This is a genomic window from Curtobacterium sp. MCBD17_040 (assembly GCF_003234805.2).
GTDB lineage: Bacteria > Actinomycetota > Actinomycetes > Actinomycetales > Microbacteriaceae > Curtobacterium.
In genome coordinates, this window is record NZ_CP126273.1 from 1,318,601 (window position 1) to 1,334,378 (window position 15,778).

The window sequence follows — 15,778 nt, forward strand, 5'->3', positions numbered from 1 at the left end:
GACCCGGTGCACGGCGTCGGTGCGCGCGCCTACAATCGGAACGAGCCGCGGTGACCTGCACCGCGCGGAGGGAGACGGCGATGACCGACACCACCACGACGATCGAGAAGCCGGCCGCGGCACCGTCCCACGGCGTGCTGCTGTCCGACGCGGCCGCGGCGAAGGTCGCGAGCCTGCTCGAGCAAGAGGGCCGCGACGATCTCCGGCTCCGTCTGGCCGTCCAGCCGGGCGGCTGCTCGGGCCTCATCTACCAGCTGTACTTCGACGAGCGCCTGCTCGAGGGTGACGCCACCGCCGAGTTCGACGGGGTCGAGGTGGTGGTGGACCGGATGAGCGTGCCCTACCTCGACGGTGCGACCATCGACTTCGAGGACACCATCCAGAAGCAGGGTTTCACCATCGACAACCCGAACGCGCAGGGCAGCTGCGCGTGCGGCGACAGCTTCCACTGACCAGCACCGATCGCGGCGCACGCAGGGCAGCGGCCCTGCTGCGGCACCGCGGCGAGCGAGGGACGACCGGGCGACCGGCGTCCCTCGTGCTGCGTTGGGCGACACCTGTGGGCTTCCGAAGCCGCCCGCGAGCGTGTCGCGTGTGCACGTCGTCACCCTGGCTGCGAGTAAGCTAGGAGTGTTCCACCCAGTCTGGGAACGAGCCCTGCGTCGAGCTGATTCGATGCGGTCACGTCCCGACAACCGTCTTCGCGAGAGGTAACAGTGCGTTCGAATCGCCGTATACGTTGGGCGGCCATCCCGGTGGCCGTCGGTCTGGTCATCGCACTGGCCGGTTGCACGCAGCAGCAGCTGAACGGTTGGCTGCCGGGCACCGAGCACACGCGGGACACGACCAACCACACGAGTGCGACGGTCGGCCTCTGGGTGACGAGCTGGATCGTCCTCCTCGCGGTCGGTCTCATCACCTGGGGCCTGATCATCTGGGCCGCGGTGGTCTACCGCCGCCGCAAGGGCCAGACCGGCCTCCCGGTGCAGCTCCGCTACAACATGCCGATCGAGATCTTCTACACGATCGTGCCGCTCATCCTGGTGCTCGGCTTCTTCGCCTTCACCGCCAAGGACCAGGCCGCGATCGAGAAGCCGTTCGCACACCCCGACGCCACCATCCACGTGTACGCCAAGCGCTGGGCGTGGGACTTCAACTACATCGACCAGAACGACGCCAAGAAGTCGGTCTACTACCAGGGCATCCAGGCCCAGGAAGAAGACAACGGCACCGGCGACATCAAGACCAACCAGCTGCCGACCCTCTACCTGCCCAAGGGCAAGAAGGTCGAGATCGAGCTGTCCTCGCGCGACGTGGACCACTCGTTCTGGGTCGTCGACTTCCTCTACAAGAAGGACACGATCCCCGGCCGGACCAACTACGAGTACTTCATCCCGGAGAAGACCGGCACCTACCAGGGCAAGTGTGCCGAGCTCTGCGGCGAGTACCACTCGCTCATGCTCTTCCAGGTGAAGGTCGTGTCGCCGGCGAAGTACCAGGCGTACCTGGCGTCCCTCCGCGACCAGGGCAAGGTCGGTCTGCTCGGCAACGAGTACAACACCGACTCGAACCAGCCGAACAACGTGGCGCCCGCGCAGGCCGCCGGTACCGAGAAGTAAGGCTCGCTCCATGACCACTTCCGCATTCGTCGGCCAGTCGGCCCCGACCTCGACGCCGGACTTCGCGGCCTCGCGGGTGGGCCGCAAGGGCAACATCATCGTCAACTGGATCACGTCGACGGACCACAAGACGATCGGGTACATGTACCTGATCGCCTCGTTCCTGTACTTCCTGCTGGCGGGAGTGATGGCGCTCGTGATCCGTGCGCAGCTCTTCGAGCCCGGCCTGCACGTCGTGGCGACCAAGGAGCAGTACAACCAGCTGTTCACGATGCACGGCACGATCATGCTGCTGCTGTTCGCGACGCCGCTGTTCTCCGGGTTCGCGAACGCGATCATGCCGCTGCAGATCGGCGCGCCCGACGTCGCCTTCCCGCGCCTCAACGGCTTCGCGTTCTGGCTGTACTTCTTCGGCGGCCTCATCGCGGTCGGCGGGTTTCTCACGCCGCAGGGTGCCGCCTCGTTCGGGTGGTTCGCCTACGCGCCGTTGTCGGACACCACGTTCACACCAGGTCTCGGTGGGACGTTGTGGGTCTTCGGCCTGGGCCTGACCGGCTTCTCGACGATCCTCGGTGCCGTGAACTTCATCACGACGATCATCACGATGCGCGCGCCGGGCATGACCATGTTCCGCATGTCGATCTTCACCTGGAACACGCTCATCACGGCGCTGCTCGTGCTGATGGCGTTCCCGGTGCTCGCCGCGGCGCTGTTCGGACTCGGCCTCGACCGTGTGTTCGGTGCGCAGGTGTTCAACCCCGCCAACGGCGGTGCGCTGCTCTGGCAGCACCTGTTCTGGTTCTTCGGCCACCCCGAGGTCTACATCATCGCGCTGCCGTTCTTCGGCATCGTGTCCGAGGTCTTCCCGGTGTTCAGCCGGAAGCCGATCTTCGGTTACAAGACGCTCGTCTACGCCACGATCACCATCGCGGCCCTGTCGGTGACGGTGTGGGCGCACCACATGTACGTCACCGGCGGCGTGCTCCTGCCGTGGTTCTCGCTCATGACGATGCTCATCGCGGTCCCGACCGGCGTGAAGATCTTCAACTGGGTCGGCACGATGTGGCGCGGTTCGGTCACCTTCGAGACGCCCATCCTCTGGGCCATCGGGTTCCTCGTGACGTTCACCTTCGGTGGCCTCACGGGCGTGATCCTCGCCTCGCCGCCGCTCGACTTCCACGTGTCCGACTCGTACTTCGTCGTCGCGCACTTCCATTACGTGGTGTTCGGCACGGTCGTGTTCGCGATGTTCTCGGGCTTCTACTTCTGGTGGCCCAAGTGGACCGGCAAGATGCTCAACGAGCGCCTTGGCAAGATCCACTTCTGGCTGCTGTTCATCGGGTTCCACACGACGTTCCTCATCCAGCACTGGCTCGGCGTCGTCGGTATGCCCCGTCGCTACGCCACGTACCTGCCGCAGGACGGCTTCACCTGGATGAACCAGCTGTCGACCATCGGCGCGATGATCCTCGGCGTCTCGTTCCTGCCGTTCATCTACAACGTCTACGTCACCGCGCGGCACGCGCCCAGCGTTGCCGTGAACGACCCCTGGGGCTACGGCCGCTCGCTCGAGTGGGCGACCTCCTGCCCGCCGCCGCGGCACAACTTCACGTCGATCCCGCGCATCCGGTCGGAGTCGCCGGCGTTCGATCTGAACCACCCCGAGGCGGGGATCCCGATCGGTGTGGGTCCGGCGATGGACGCTCCGGACGCGCAGACGCACGACGCGGCGACGGGCAAGACCCGGAACCCGAACCAGACCGACCAGAAGTTCTGAGGAACCATGCGCGCAAGTACCAACCTGTTCTGGATCCTCGCGATCTTCTTCTTCGTGGCGGACGCGGCGTACACGATCTGGGGCATCCTCGCCACCAACCAGATCGAGTGGGTGGGCACGGTCTCGATCGGTCTCACCGGGATCCTGGGGGTGTTCATCGCCTTCTACCTGGGCCGGACGTTCGCAGCGCAGGACGGCGCACTGCCCGAGGACCGCACCGACGCGAACATCGAGGACGGCGACGCCGAACTCGGTCACTTCAGCCCTTGGTCCTACTGGCCGATCACGCTCGCGGCCGCGGCGGCGATCTGCTTCCTCGGTGTCGCAGCCGGGTGGTGGATCTTCGCCATCGGCGCCTCCATCGGGATCGTGGCGCTCGTCGGCTGGACCTACGAGTACTACCGCGGCAACTTCGGACACTGATCCGCACCTGACGCTCATCGGGCGGCACCCTCACCGGTGCCGCCCGACGTGCGTCCGGGCCGATCCCGACCGGTCCGAACGGACGCGGTCGACACCCGCACATCCATCCGAAAGGAGTCACCCCTGGTGACCGACAAGCGCACTCTCATCGTCTTCGGCGCAACCGGCGACCTCGCCGCCCGGCTGCTGCTCCCCGGTCTCGGGACGTTCCTCCAGAGCGCCCGTTCCGTCCCTGTCAAGCTCATCGGCACGGGCCGGAGCGCCCGCTCGGAGGAAGCCTGGACCAAGGTCGTCAAGGACGCCTTCGATTCGCAGCACGTCTCGGGGCCCGAGGTCGACGCGACGCTCGAGTCGACGGTCTTCATGCAGGGCGACCCGAAGGACCCGGCCCACCTCAAGGCCATGCTCGACGCCGCTGAGGGCGAGCCGGTGTTGTACTTCGCGCTGCCGCCGCAGATCGCGTCGGACATCTGCGACGCCCTCGCGGAGCTCGAACTTCCCGAGGGCACGACCCTGGCGTTCGAGAAGCCGTTCGGCACGGATGTCGAATCGGCTCGGGCGCTGAACGAGACCGTCCTCCAGCTCGTCCCCGAGGAGCGCGTGCACCGCACCGACCACTTCCTCGGCCGGTCGACCGTGCTCAACATCATCGGTCTGCGGTTCGCCAACCGGATGTTCGAGCCGATCTGGAACGCGGACAACATCGAGAAGGTCGAGATCCTCTACGACGAGACCCTCGGCCTCGAGGGCCGCGCGCAGTACTACGACGACGCCGGTGCGCTCGTCGACATGATCCAGAGTCACCTGCTCCAGATCCTCGCGCTCGTCACGATGGACGCACCCGCCGCGGTGGACGCCGTCGAGCTGCGGTCGTCGCTCGCCCGGGTGCTGCGCTCGACCCACCTCGTCGATGACGACCCGCTCAAGGCGAGCCGGCGTGCGCGCTACACCGCGGGCACGATCGACGGCAAGGAGCTGCCGTCGTACGCGGACGAGGACGGCGTCGACCCCGAGCGCGAGACGGAGACCCTCGCCGAGATCAACGTCGAGGTCGACACCGCCCGTTGGCAGGGTGTGCCCTTCACGCTCCGTTCCGGCAAGGCGCTCGGAGCGAGCCGCAAGGAGGTCCTCATCACCTTCAAGCCGGTGCCGCGGCTGCCGTCCGGGCTCGAGGGGCAGCCGGGGTCGGACACGCTCCGCATCGTCCTCAACCCGGACGAGATCGAGTTGAGCCTGTCGGCGAACGGCGGCGGCAACCCGTTCGAGATGGGTCAGATCGTCCTGTCGTCGTCGTTCGACAGCGGCGAGCTCACGCCCTACGGCGAGGTCCTGAACGGGATCTTCCACGACGACCCGCTGCTGTCGATCCGTGGCGACGTGGCCGTCCGCTGCTGGGAGATCGTGGAGCCGGTCGTGGAGGCCTGGAAGCGCCGCGACGTCCCGCTCGACGACTACCGCGCCGGCTCCCGTGGGCCCGCGGACTGGGAGTCCTCGTCCTGATCGGCTGACGTCGGGCGTCGTCCGACACGACCGCGGCCCCGTCACCTCGCCGGTGACGGGGCCGCGGTCGTGTCGGCGTGCGGAGCGTCAGTCGGGAGCGCCCGCGCGTTCCCCCTCGCCGGTGGTGCTGCGGGTCGTGCCGTCGTTCTGGGCCTCCCGGGTGCGGATGCCGGGACCGGCCTCGCCGCGTGCCCGCCGGATCGCGTCCGCCGCGGTGACGAGGGTCAGGTGCGACAGTGCCTGGGGTGTGTTGCCGATCTGCCGGCCGTGCTCGACGTCGTACTCCTCCGAGAGCATCCCGACGTCGTTCGCGAACCCGACGAGCGTGTCCATGAGGCGTTCGGCGTCCTCGATCCGGCCCGACGCCGCGTACTGCTCGACGAGCCAGAACGAGCAGGCGAGGAACGGGTGCTCGGACCCGGAGAGACCGTCGAAGCCCGCGGTGGTGCGGTACCGGAGCAACAGCCCGTCTGGCCCGGTGCGGAGGTCGTGCTCGATCGCCGCGACGGTGCCGAGCATGCGGGGGTCGGTCGGCTTGCAGAACCCGATCTGGGGCAGGACGAGCAGGGACGCGTCGACCTCGTCGGTGTCGTAGTGCTGCCGGAAGGTGTTCCGCACCGGGTCGTAGCCCTGCGTCTCGATCTCCTCCCGGACCCGGTCGCGGAGTCCACGCCACCGCTCCACCGGCCCCTCGAGACCGAACTCCTCGACGGCGGCGACACCGCGGTCGAAGGCGGCCCAGATCATCGCGCGGGAGTGGGTGAAGTGGCGGCGGGGTCCGCGCATCTCCCAGATGCCGTTGTCGGGGTCCTGCCAGTGCTCCTCGACGTAGGCCAGGAGCGCGCGTTGCAGCGACCAGCTGTCCGCGTTCTCCTCGACGCCGAGCTCGCGCGCGTCATGCAGGGCCGCCAGGACCTCGCCGAAGACGTCGCCCTGGTACTGCGTGTAGGCGCCGTTGCCGACGCGGACCGGGCGCGATCCCTCGTACCCCGCCAGGTGGTCGAGCGTGCGCTCCGGCAGTTCCCGCTCACCGGCCAGGCCGTACATGATCTGGACGTCAGCCGGGTCACCGGCGATCGCGCGGAGCAACCAGTGCTTCCAGCCGTCCGCCTCGTCCCGGAAGCCGTGCGCGAGGAGCGCCGCGAGCGTCAGCGACGCGTCGCGCAGCCACACGTAGCGGTAGTCCCAGTTCCGCTCACCGCCTGGGTCCTCCGGGAGACTCGTGGTCGCCGCCGCCGCGATCCCGCGCGTGTCCTCGTGCGTGAGCGCGCGGAGCACGAGCAACGACCGGTGCACGGCGTCGGCGTAGCGGCCCTCGGTGGCGTCGCCGGCAGCCCAGTGGCGCCACCAGGCGACCGTCTCGTCGAGGACCGCGTCGACGTGCGGGGGCGCCGGTGGTTGCCGGTGGGACGGGTACCAGGTCAGGGTGAGGTCGACGGTGCTGTCGGCGTCGACGGTGAAGCGGCTCCCGTGACGGTGGTCGGCGGGTTGGAGGCGCGGACCGCGGACGACGATCGAGTCCGGTCCCGCGGTGGCGAGCAGGACGTGCGCGTCGTCGTGGCCGATCTGCCGCACCCAGGGCACCGTCGCTCCGTACCCGTACCGGATCTGCAGCTCCTGCCGCATCGGCACGGATCCGCGCACCCCGCGGACCCGACGCACGAGGTCGGCGCGCCGGTCCCCGAACGGCATGAACTCGGTGACCTCGACGACGCCGGTGCGGGTCGTCCAGGTCGTCACGAGGACGAACGTGTCGTCGAGGTAGCGGCGTGTGGCGGTCGCGTCGTCGTCGTCGGGCCGGAGCGACCACCGGCCGTCGTCGTCGTCGCCCAAGAGCGCGGCGAATGCGGACGAGCTGTCGAACCGGGGCAGGCACAACCAGTCGATGCTGCCGTCCCGGCCGACGAGGGCGGCGGTGTGGCAGTCGCCGATGAGTGCGTAGTCCTCGATGTGGAGCGCCATCGGACCAGCCTGGCACCGTGCCGTTCCCGCGTCCGGCACGGGCGGGCCAGCTGTGCACTCCCGCAGGGCCTGGGCGTCGCACGCTCCGGCTCCGCCCGGCGACGGGACTCAGCGCTGGGTGATCCCGACGTCGGCGAGTGCCTCCCAGAGCCCGGCGCCGTCCGGGGCGTACACCCACGGAGCGGCCGAGTTCCGACTGCGTTCCTGCGCGCGGGAGCGGCCGCCGGCGAGCACGGCCTCGCTCGTCGAGAGCTGACGGATCGCGACCCCGGAGACCTTGCCCTCGTGCTCGGCGATGAACTCGCCGTACAGCTCCTCGTCGTGCTGGCCGTCGTCGCCGACGAGGAGCCAGCGGACGTCGGGGAAGTCGGCGGCGAGCCGTCGGAGGTTCTCCTGCTTGTGGAGCCGTCCGCTGCGGAAGAAGCGGTCGTGCGTCGGGCCCCAGTCCGTCAGGAGCAGGGCTCCGGGCGGGTACATGTTGCGGGTGAGGAACCGGTTGAGCGTGGGCGCGACGTTCCAGGCGCCGGTCGAGAGGTAGACGACCGGTGCGCCGGCGTGCTGGCTGAGGATCCGCTCGTAGAGCACCGACATCCCGGGAACCGGTCGTCGGGCGTGTTCGGTGAGGACGAACGAGTTCCAGGCAGCCAGGAACGGGCGGGGGAGGCTCGTCACCATGATCGTGTCGTCGACGTCCGAGACGACCCCGAAGCGGGTCGCCGGGTCCACGACGAACACCGGCGCGTGGACGGGACGCGATCCGCCGGCGGCGAGCGTGACGGTCTGCCAACCGGGTTCGAGGTCGAGCGGCACGCGTGTGTCGACCACGCCACCGCGGTCGGCCTGCACGCGGTGCGTGGCCCCGCCGGCGGTGACCGTGACCTCGACGTCGTCGACCGCCACGCTCGTGAAGCTGCGCCAACCGCGGACGCCCTCGTAGCTGGCGTCGGAGGCGAGGCCGCGCCGCGTGAGCAGGACCCGACAGAGGACCCGGACCCATCCCGGCGCCCCGTACCCGGTGTACGGGACGACCGTCGGCACGAGACCGCGAGCACGTGCCCGCCGCTCCCGGAACTCCTGGACCGCGTCCTCGACGCGGGCGGCGCGGTGCAGGATCGGGTCGACCAGCGCGGCATCCGGCATCGTCCGATCGGGCATCGCACCATCATTCCACGCCCCGGTGGGCGCCGGTCGGTCGGCCGACCCTCTGCCGAGTCGCCGCCGCCATCGGCCGCGGTCGGGTGATGTCATGACGCCGCGCACGGGGACGCGGGTGATCCGTCGGTCGGTGCGTGCACCGTGCCGGTCGCGTCGCCCCTCCCGTCCTGCCCTGGCCGGACGGGCGTCCCACGACACGCGTTGCCTCCGAGGAGTCGAAACGCAGCGTCGACCCAGGCGCTCGGTGCGACCATTGTGACCGTCACATCAACACGTCGGCGGGTCCGTCGCCCGTCGCGGCGCGGACGCCCGTTCGTCCCGCCGCCATCGGCCGCTCGGGCCGTCGACCAGCATCGCGTTCGCGCGAGGAGGAGAACACGTGCTCGTCACCGAGGTATCGAACGCACTGCCGGGGGGATCATCACTGCTCAGGAACGAGCCGGTCCAAGCCCGCAGTTCGGCGCGCCTCGCCGGGCTCCTCGACGCTGCGGCCGCGGTGATCGACGAGATCGGGCTCGAGCGCCTGACGACCGCCATGGTCGCCGAGCGGGCCGGAGCCTCGATCGGGACGGTCTACCGGTACTTCCCGGATCGCATCGCGGTCGTGGAGGCGCTCGCGATCCGGTGCGCCCAACGGCTCGCCGAGCGGTTCGTCTCGTCGATCGACGCGAGCGGCGCGACGACGTGGGAGCAGGGCGCGGACGCGCTCATCGACATGACGGTCGAGATGTACCGTACGGAGCCGGGGTTCCGTGCGGTCCGCTTCGGTGACGTCACCGAGGGCGACGACGGCACCGAGGACCGGATGTCCCAACTGGGCGGCGCGGTCGCCGTCATCTTCCGCGAGCGCTTCGGGTTCCCGGACTCCGAGCGGATGAGTCGGGCGTGGACCGTCCTGACCGAGGCCGGGCACGCGGTCCTCGCCCGCGCACACCGGGTGCCCGGTGCCGGGGACGCCGCACTCGTCGAGGAGTTCCGGGCGATGTCCCGCGCGTACCTGCGATCGGTCCTCGCCGACGCCTGACCCGGGGCCACCGGACGACGCCCGCTCCCGCTCTCGGGGGCGGGCGTCGTCGTCCGCCACGTCACGATTCGTCATCGTCCCGACGCGAGCGTCGGCGGACCCGGGTACGCTCCTGACCGTCCGTACCCCTCCGGTGCGGTGCGCTCGTACCCCGCTCGATCGGTCGATCCGGCGGAGCAGGGCGTCGGATGTCCGCGTACGCAATCCGTGATTGCCCATCGCGCCGAAGCATGCTTCAGTACGTGGGCGGGACGACCTCCACCCATCGGCGGGAGATCGACGGGCACGCGTCCACCAGACGCACCCAGGAACCGGAAGGGCCAAGCATCCATGATCGAGTTCCGATCGGTGCGCAAGCAGTACCCGGACGGCACCACCGCAGTCGAGCACTTCGACCTGGTGATCCCGTCCCGGACCACGACGGTCTTCGTCGGGTCGAGCGGCTGCGGCAAGACCACCCTGCTCCGGATGATCAACCGCATGGTGGACCCGACCGCGGGCAGTGTCGAGATCGACGGCGAGGACGTCGCGGCGGTCCCGCCGGTCGGACTCCGCCGCCGCATCGGGTACGTGATGCAGAACAGCGGACTCCTGCCGCACCGGAAGGTCGTCGACAACATCGCGACCGTGCCGCTGCTGACCGGTGTCCCCAAGGCCCGCGCACGGGAGCGTGCGCTCGAGCTCATGGACACCGTCGGACTCGACCGCGGCCTCGCCGACCGGTACCCCTCGCAGCTCTCGGGGGGTCAGCAGCAGCGTGTCGGGGTCGCCCGTGGCCTCGCCGTCGACCCGAACATCCTCCTCATGGACGAGCCGTTCGGCGCGGTCGACCCCCTCGTGCGGACGGATCTGCAGAACGAGCTCATCCGGCTCCAACGAGAACTCGGCAAGACCGTCGTGTTCGTGACCCACGACATCGACGAGGCCTTCCGCTTGGGCGACCAGGTCGTCATCCTCCGCAAGGGCGGGGTGATCGCGCAACAGGGAACGCCGGCCGAGATCATGTCGTCGCCCGCCGATGACTTCGTCGCCGACTTCGTCGGTGCCGGTCGCGGCCGCCGCGCCCTCCGCATCGAGCAGACACCCGGTGGTCCCGTGGTGGTCGACGCCGACGGTCGTGCCGCCGGTGTGCTCACCGGACCCGTCCCATCCGTCTCCGAGGCCGCCGCGTACCCCGCGGCGGGTGCTGCGGCGCAGGGTGGGAGCGCGTCGTGACCTGGGTGTGGTCGAACCTCGACATCATCTGGTCGGACACGCTGGCGCACCTGGCGACCGCATTGCCGGCGATCGTCGTCAGCTTCCTCCTGTCGATCCCCATCGGGTGGCTCGTCGTCAAACTGCGCAGCCCCTCGACGGACGGCGGGGCGCCCCGGAGGCTCGCCCGGGGGACCGGCGGCGGCATCGTCGCCGTCGCCAGCCTGCTCTACGCGATCCCGTCCCTCCCGTTGTTCATCGCGCTGCCGGCGGTGATCGGCACCGACCTGCAGGACCCCGTCAACATCGTCGTCGCGCTGACGCTGTACGGGCTCGCGCTCATGGTGCGGTCGACGGCCGACGCGCTGTCGTCCGTCGACCCGGCCACGCAGGCAGCCGCCGTCGCCATGGGGTACTCGCCGGTGCAGCGGTTCTTCCGGGTCGACCTGCCGCTCGCGGGACCGGTGCTGCTCGCCGGCCTCCGGGTCGTCTCGGTGTCGACGATCTCGCTGACGACGGTCGGCGCGGTGCTCGGGGTGCAGAGCCTCGGGTCGCTGTTCACGGACGGCATCCAGCGCACGATCCCCGAGGAGATCGGGTCCGGGATCGTCATGGTCCTGGTCCTGGCGTTCGTGCTCGACGGCCTGCTCGTGCTGCTCGGGCGGTTGGTGCTCCCATGGACCCGGTCCATGCCCCGCGCCACGCGACGGCGCGCCGCCCGATCCACCGCACCGGTCGCGGAGGTGACCTCGTGATCATCGGCCAGGCGTTCGCGTGGGTGTTCGACCCCACCAACTACCCCGGACCCACCGGCATCCCGACGCGCCTCTGGGAACACGTGTGGATCACGCTCCTCGCGGTCGGGATCGCCGCGGTCATCGCGATCCCGATCGGGTTCGCGATCGGACACACCGGTCGCGCGCGGAGCGTGGCGATCGCCCTCTCCGGCGGCATCCGTGCGTTGCCGACGCTCGGCGTGCTGACGCTGCTCGGCATCGCGCTCGGCGTCGGACTGTCCGCCCCGCTCATCGCCCTGGTCGTGCTCGCGATCCCGTCGGTGCTCGCCGGCGCCTACGCGGGCATCGAGGCCGTCGACCCGGTGACCGTGGACGCGGCCCGTGCCATGGGCATGACCGAGTGGCAGATCCTCTGGAAGGTCGAGATCCCGCTCGGCCTGCCGCTGCTCATCGGGGGCATCCGGGCCGCGGTCCTCCAGGTCGTCGCGACGGCGACCCTCGCGGCGTACGTCGGGGCCGGCGGTCTCGGCGGCTACCTGTTCCTCGGCCTCAAGATCCAGGACTACGCGGAGATGCTCGGCTCGTCGATCCTCGTGATCGCACTCGCCATCGTCTTCGAGATCCTCTTCGCCGGGTTCCAGCGGGCGGTGGTGCCCGCGGGCGTCGCCGGCCGTTCGGGCTCGCGTTCCCGGGTGACGCACGCGTCCTCCCACAATCCCCTCCCGGAAGGAAACCCCTCGTGACCACAGCAACCAGACTCCGCCTCGGCATCGCGGCCGCACTGGCCGTCGGCGCCGTCGCGGCGCTCACCGGCTGCTCCTCGAGCAGCCCCATCGCGGGCAGCAGCGCGTCGTCCGCCGCCGGGTCCTCGACCATCGTCGTGGGCTCGCAGCAGTACTACTCGAACGAGATCATCGCCGAGCTGTACTCGCAGGTGCTCGAGCACGACGGCTACGACGTGAAGCGGAACTTCAACATCGGGCAACGTGAGGTCTACCTGCCGCAGATGCAGAAGGGCGCGATCGACGTCATGCCCGAGTACAGCGGCAACCTGCTCCAGTACTACGACAAGAAGTCCACGGCGTCGAGCCCCGCGGAGATCGCCGCGGGTCTCAAGTCCGCCCTGCCGAGCGGGATCCGTGCGCTCCCCGCAGCGGCGGCGACGGACCAGGACAGCTACACGGTCACCAAGCAGTTCTCGCAGCAGAACCACGTGACCAGCCTGGCCGACCTGAAGGACGTCTCCACGAAGCTGACCGTCGGGGGGAACTCCGAGTTCCAGACCCGTCCCTACGGGCCGAACGGCCTCAAGTCCACCTACGGTGCCACCGTCGGGTTCACCGCGATCGAGGACTCGGGCGGCGCGCTCACCGTCAAGGCGCTCAAGGACGGCACGGTGCAGCTCGCCGACATCTACAGCGCCGACCCGAGCATCAAGGCGAACGACTTCGTCACCCTCAAGGACCCGAAGCACCTGATCCTGCCGCAGAACGTGACGCCGATCGTCTCGAAGAAGGTGACCGGCAAGGCCGCCACCGACATCGAGAAGGTCGACAAGGCCCTGACCACGTCCGCGCTGATCCAGCTCAACACCGAGAGCACCGTGGACAAGGAGAAGTCGGCGCAGATCGCCAAGAAGTTCCTCACCGACAAGGGACTGCTCTGAGCGGCGCGGCGAACTGACCACCGACACGGGGACGGACGCCGGGCGAGTGCCCGGCATCCGTCCCCGTGCGGCGTGCGGCCCGGCTCGGTTCGGTACCCTTGATCGTCGGTCACCCGCTCGTGTGCGGTGACCCGTCCCTCCCGACCGAATGAGAGTTCCGTGACCATCGAGCAACACGTCGAGGACCCGCACGCCTACGACCCCCGGCGCATCCAGGACAAGTGGCAGCGCATCTGGTCGGACCTCGGGCTCTTCACGACGGACCCGGAGGACCGCCGCCCGCGCAAGTACATCCTCGAGATGTTCCCGTACCCGTCCGGAGACCTGCACATGGGTCACGCCGAGAACTGGGCACTCGGCGACTTCGTCGCCCGGTACTGGCGGCAGCAGGGCTTCAACGTGCTGCACCCGATCGGGTGGGACTCGTTCGGCCTGCCCGCCGAGAACGCGGCCATCAAGCGCGGGATCGACCCCCGCGCCTGGACGTACGCGAACATCGAACAACAGAAGGCCTCGTTCAAGCGCTACGCCCCGTCCTTCGACTGGACGCGCGAGCTGCACACGTCGGACCCCGAGTACTACAAGTGGAACCAGTGGTTGTTCCTCAAGATGTACGAGAAGGGCCTGGCGTACCGGAAGGACAGCTGGGTCAACTGGGACCCGGTGGACCAGACCGTCCTGGCGAACGAGCAGGTGTTGCCGGACGGCACGTCCGACCGCTCGGGCGCCGTGGTCGTCAAGAAGAAGTTGACGCAGTGGTACTTCCGGATCACGGACTACGCGGACCGGTTGCTCGATGACCTCAACCAGCTCGAGGGCACCTGGCCGGCGAAGGTCATCGCCATGCAGCGCAACTGGATCGGTCGATCCGTCGGCGCCGACGTCGACTTCGTGATCGAGGGGCGGGACGAACCCGTCACCGTCTTCACGACGCGACCCGACACGGTCTTCGGCGTCACGTTCCTCGTCGTCGCCCCGGACAGTGACCTCGCCGCCGAACTCGTCGCGTCGTCGGACGACGCGACGCAGGCGGCCTTCGCCGAGTACCTGACCGAGACCCAGGCGACGAGCGAGATCGACCGGCAGAACGCCGACCGGCCGAAGACCGGTGTCCCGCTCAACCGGTTCGCCCTGCATCCGGTCACGGGGGAGCGCCTGCCCATCTGGGCGGCCGACTACGTGCTCGCGGACTACGGCCACGGTGCGGTCATGGCGGTGCCGGCGCACGACCAACGCGACCTCGACTTCGCACGCGTGTTCGGCCTCCCGGTCAAGGTGGTCGTCGACACGAACGCGGCCGTCACCGGTGCCCTCCCGGTGATCCCCGAGGGCGCGACCCTCGAGGACTTCGACCTGCCGCCACTCGACCCGGCATCGACCGGTGTCGCGCTGACCGGACAGGGGCGGATGATCGCGTCCGGTCCGCTCGACGGCATGAGCAAGCAGCACGCGATCCAGGCTGCGATCCGGCTGCTCTCGGAGAAGGGCACCGGTCGCGCCGCCAAGACGTACCGACTGCGCGACTGGCTCATCTCCCGCCAGCGGTACTGGGGCACGCCGATCCCGATCATCCACGGCGACGACGGCACCGAGTACCCGGTGCCCGAGGACCAGCTCCCCGTGCTGCTCCCGCCGAGCGAGGGACTCGACCTCAAGCCGAAGGGCACGAGCCCGCTCGGCGGCGCCGAGGACTGGGTGAACGTGCCGAACCCGGTGGACGGCACTCCCGCCAAGCGCGACGCCGACACGATGGACACCTTCGTCGACTCGTCCTGGTACTTCCTGCGGTTCCTGAGCCCGAACGACGACAGCCAGGCGTTCGACCCGGCCGAGGCGCGCAAGTGGGCGCCCGTCGACCAGTACATCGGCGGCGTCGAGCACGCGATCCTGCACCTGCTCTACGCGCGGTTCGTCACGAAGGTCCTGTTCGACCTCGGGTACATCGACTTCACCGAGCCCTTCAACGCGCTGCTCAACCAGGGCATGGTGCTGTCCGGCGGGTCGAAGATGTCGAAGTCGAAGGGCGGCGTCAGCCTCGGGGACGAGCTCGACGCGCACGGGGTCGACGCCATCCGTCTGGTGATGGGCTTCGCCGGTCCGCCGGAGGACGACATCAACTGGGAGGACGTCTCGCCCGCCGCGAGCGCGCGCTTCCTCGCTCGCGCCTACCGCCTGGCGGTGGACGTGACGTCGGCTCCGAACGCGGTGTGGGCCGAGGGCGACCGTGCGCTGCGCCGCGTCACCCACCGGTTCCTCGCCGACGCGCCCGGTCTCATGGAGTCCTTCAAGTTCAACGTCGTCATCGCGCGGCTCATGGACCTGGTCAACGTCACGCGCAAGGCCATCGACTCGGGTGTCGGGCCGGCAGACCCCGCGGTGCGCGAGGCCACCGAGACCGTCGCGCTCGGTCTGAGTGTCTTCGCGCCGTACACCGGCGAGGAGATGTGGGAGCGGCTCGGGTACGAGCCGTCGGTGGCGACACACGGTTGGCGGAAGGCCGATCCCACCCTGCTCGTGCAGGAGAGCGTCACGGCGGTCGTGCAGGTCAACGGCAAGGTGCGCGACACGTTCGAGGTGCCGCCGTCGATCGACGCGGACGCCCTGGAGGCGCTGGCCCGGTCCTCCGCATCGGTGCAGCGGTTCATCGGTGAGCGCGAGATCGTCAAGGTGATCGTCCGCGCGCCGAAGCTGGTCAACATCGCGATCCGCGGCTGACTGCCC

The 15,778-nt window shown here is 69.4% G+C and carries 13 protein-coding genes; 11 read left to right on the plus strand and 2 right to left on the minus strand.

All coding sequences use genetic code 11. The features are described 5' to 3' along the window. Positions 1-80 precede the first annotated feature (80 nt). The 5 genes from DEI94_RS06280 (at position 81) to DEI94_RS06300 (ending at position 5,319) form a co-directional block, all read left to right on the plus strand. On the plus strand, positions 81-452 hold the full coding sequence (locus DEI94_RS06280) for a HesB/IscA family protein (RefSeq protein WP_111008933.1): 372 nt from the start codon (positions 81-83) through the stop codon (positions 450-452). A 264-nt stretch (positions 453-716) separates the two neighbouring features. Further along, positions 717-1,619 carry an aa3-type cytochrome oxidase subunit II gene (ctaC, locus tag DEI94_RS06285; RefSeq protein WP_111008649.1) on the plus strand — a complete coding sequence of 301 codons (903 nt, stop codon included), beginning with the start codon at positions 717-719 and terminating at the stop codon, positions 1,617-1,619. Between the two features lie 10 nt (positions 1,620-1,629). Further along, positions 1,630-3,396 (plus strand): aa3-type cytochrome oxidase subunit I, encoded by a 1,767-nt coding sequence (gene ctaD / locus DEI94_RS06290; RefSeq protein ID WP_111008650.1) that lies wholly within the window; start codon positions 1,630-1,632, stop codon positions 3,394-3,396. A 6-nt stretch (positions 3,397-3,402) separates the two neighbouring features. After that, entirely contained in the window at positions 3,403-3,819 is a 417-nt protein-coding gene (locus DEI94_RS06295; protein ID WP_111026116.1) for a cytochrome c oxidase subunit 4, read from the plus strand. A 123-nt stretch (positions 3,820-3,942) separates the two neighbouring features. Beyond that, positions 3,943-5,319, plus strand: coding sequence for a glucose-6-phosphate dehydrogenase (locus DEI94_RS06300; RefSeq protein WP_111026144.1), 1,377 nt, complete (start codon positions 3,943-3,945; stop codon positions 5,317-5,319). 87 nt (positions 5,320-5,406) lie between these two features. On the opposite strand, the gene DEI94_RS06305 is transcribed toward DEI94_RS06300, so the two are convergent. Together DEI94_RS06305 and DEI94_RS06310 are read right to left on the minus strand one after the other, a co-directional pair. Further along, positions 5,407-7,281: a glycoside hydrolase family 15 protein gene (locus tag DEI94_RS06305; protein WP_111026115.1), complete on the minus strand. Its 1,875-nt coding sequence runs from the start codon at positions 7,279-7,281 to the stop codon at positions 5,407-5,409. Positions 7,282-7,389: 108 nt separating this feature from the next. Beyond that, positions 7,390-8,436: an App1 family protein phosphatidate phosphatase gene (locus DEI94_RS06310; protein WP_111026114.1), complete on the minus strand. Its 1,047-nt coding sequence runs from the start codon at positions 8,434-8,436 to the stop codon at positions 7,390-7,392. Positions 8,437-8,815: 379 nt separating this feature from the next. Between DEI94_RS06310 and DEI94_RS06315 the strand changes: the two genes are divergently transcribed. From DEI94_RS06315 to leuS, 6 genes are all read left to right on the plus strand, one after another. Then, complete coding sequence (locus tag DEI94_RS06315; protein ID WP_181434655.1) at positions 8,816-9,460, plus strand: TetR/AcrR family transcriptional regulator; 645 nt, start codon at positions 8,816-8,818, stop codon at positions 9,458-9,460. A 330-nt stretch (positions 9,461-9,790) separates the two neighbouring features. Further along, on the plus strand, positions 9,791-10,675 hold the full coding sequence (locus DEI94_RS06320; protein WP_111008655.1) for an ABC transporter ATP-binding protein: 885 nt from the start codon (positions 9,791-9,793) through the stop codon (positions 10,673-10,675). Continuing rightward, on the plus strand, positions 10,672-11,409 hold the full coding sequence (locus DEI94_RS06325; protein ID WP_111008656.1) for an ABC transporter permease: 738 nt from the start codon (positions 10,672-10,674) through the stop codon (positions 11,407-11,409). The genes DEI94_RS06320 and DEI94_RS06325 overlap by 4 nt, the downstream gene beginning before the upstream one ends. Continuing rightward, positions 11,406-12,134, plus strand: a complete 729-nt coding sequence (locus DEI94_RS06330; RefSeq protein ID WP_111012858.1) for an ABC transporter permease — start codon at positions 11,406-11,408, stop codon at positions 12,132-12,134. Before DEI94_RS06325 ends, DEI94_RS06330 begins: the two co-directional genes overlap by 4 nt. After that, complete coding sequence (locus DEI94_RS06335; RefSeq protein WP_111012613.1) at positions 12,131-13,057, plus strand: ABC transporter substrate-binding protein; 927 nt, start codon at positions 12,131-12,133, stop codon at positions 13,055-13,057. The genes DEI94_RS06330 and DEI94_RS06335 overlap by 4 nt, the downstream gene beginning before the upstream one ends. A gap of 159 nt (positions 13,058-13,216) precedes the next feature. Next, positions 13,217-15,772, plus strand: a complete 2,556-nt coding sequence (gene leuS, locus DEI94_RS06340; RefSeq protein WP_111026113.1) for a leucine--tRNA ligase — start codon at positions 13,217-13,219, stop codon at positions 15,770-15,772. Positions 15,773-15,778: the final 6 nt, after the last annotated feature.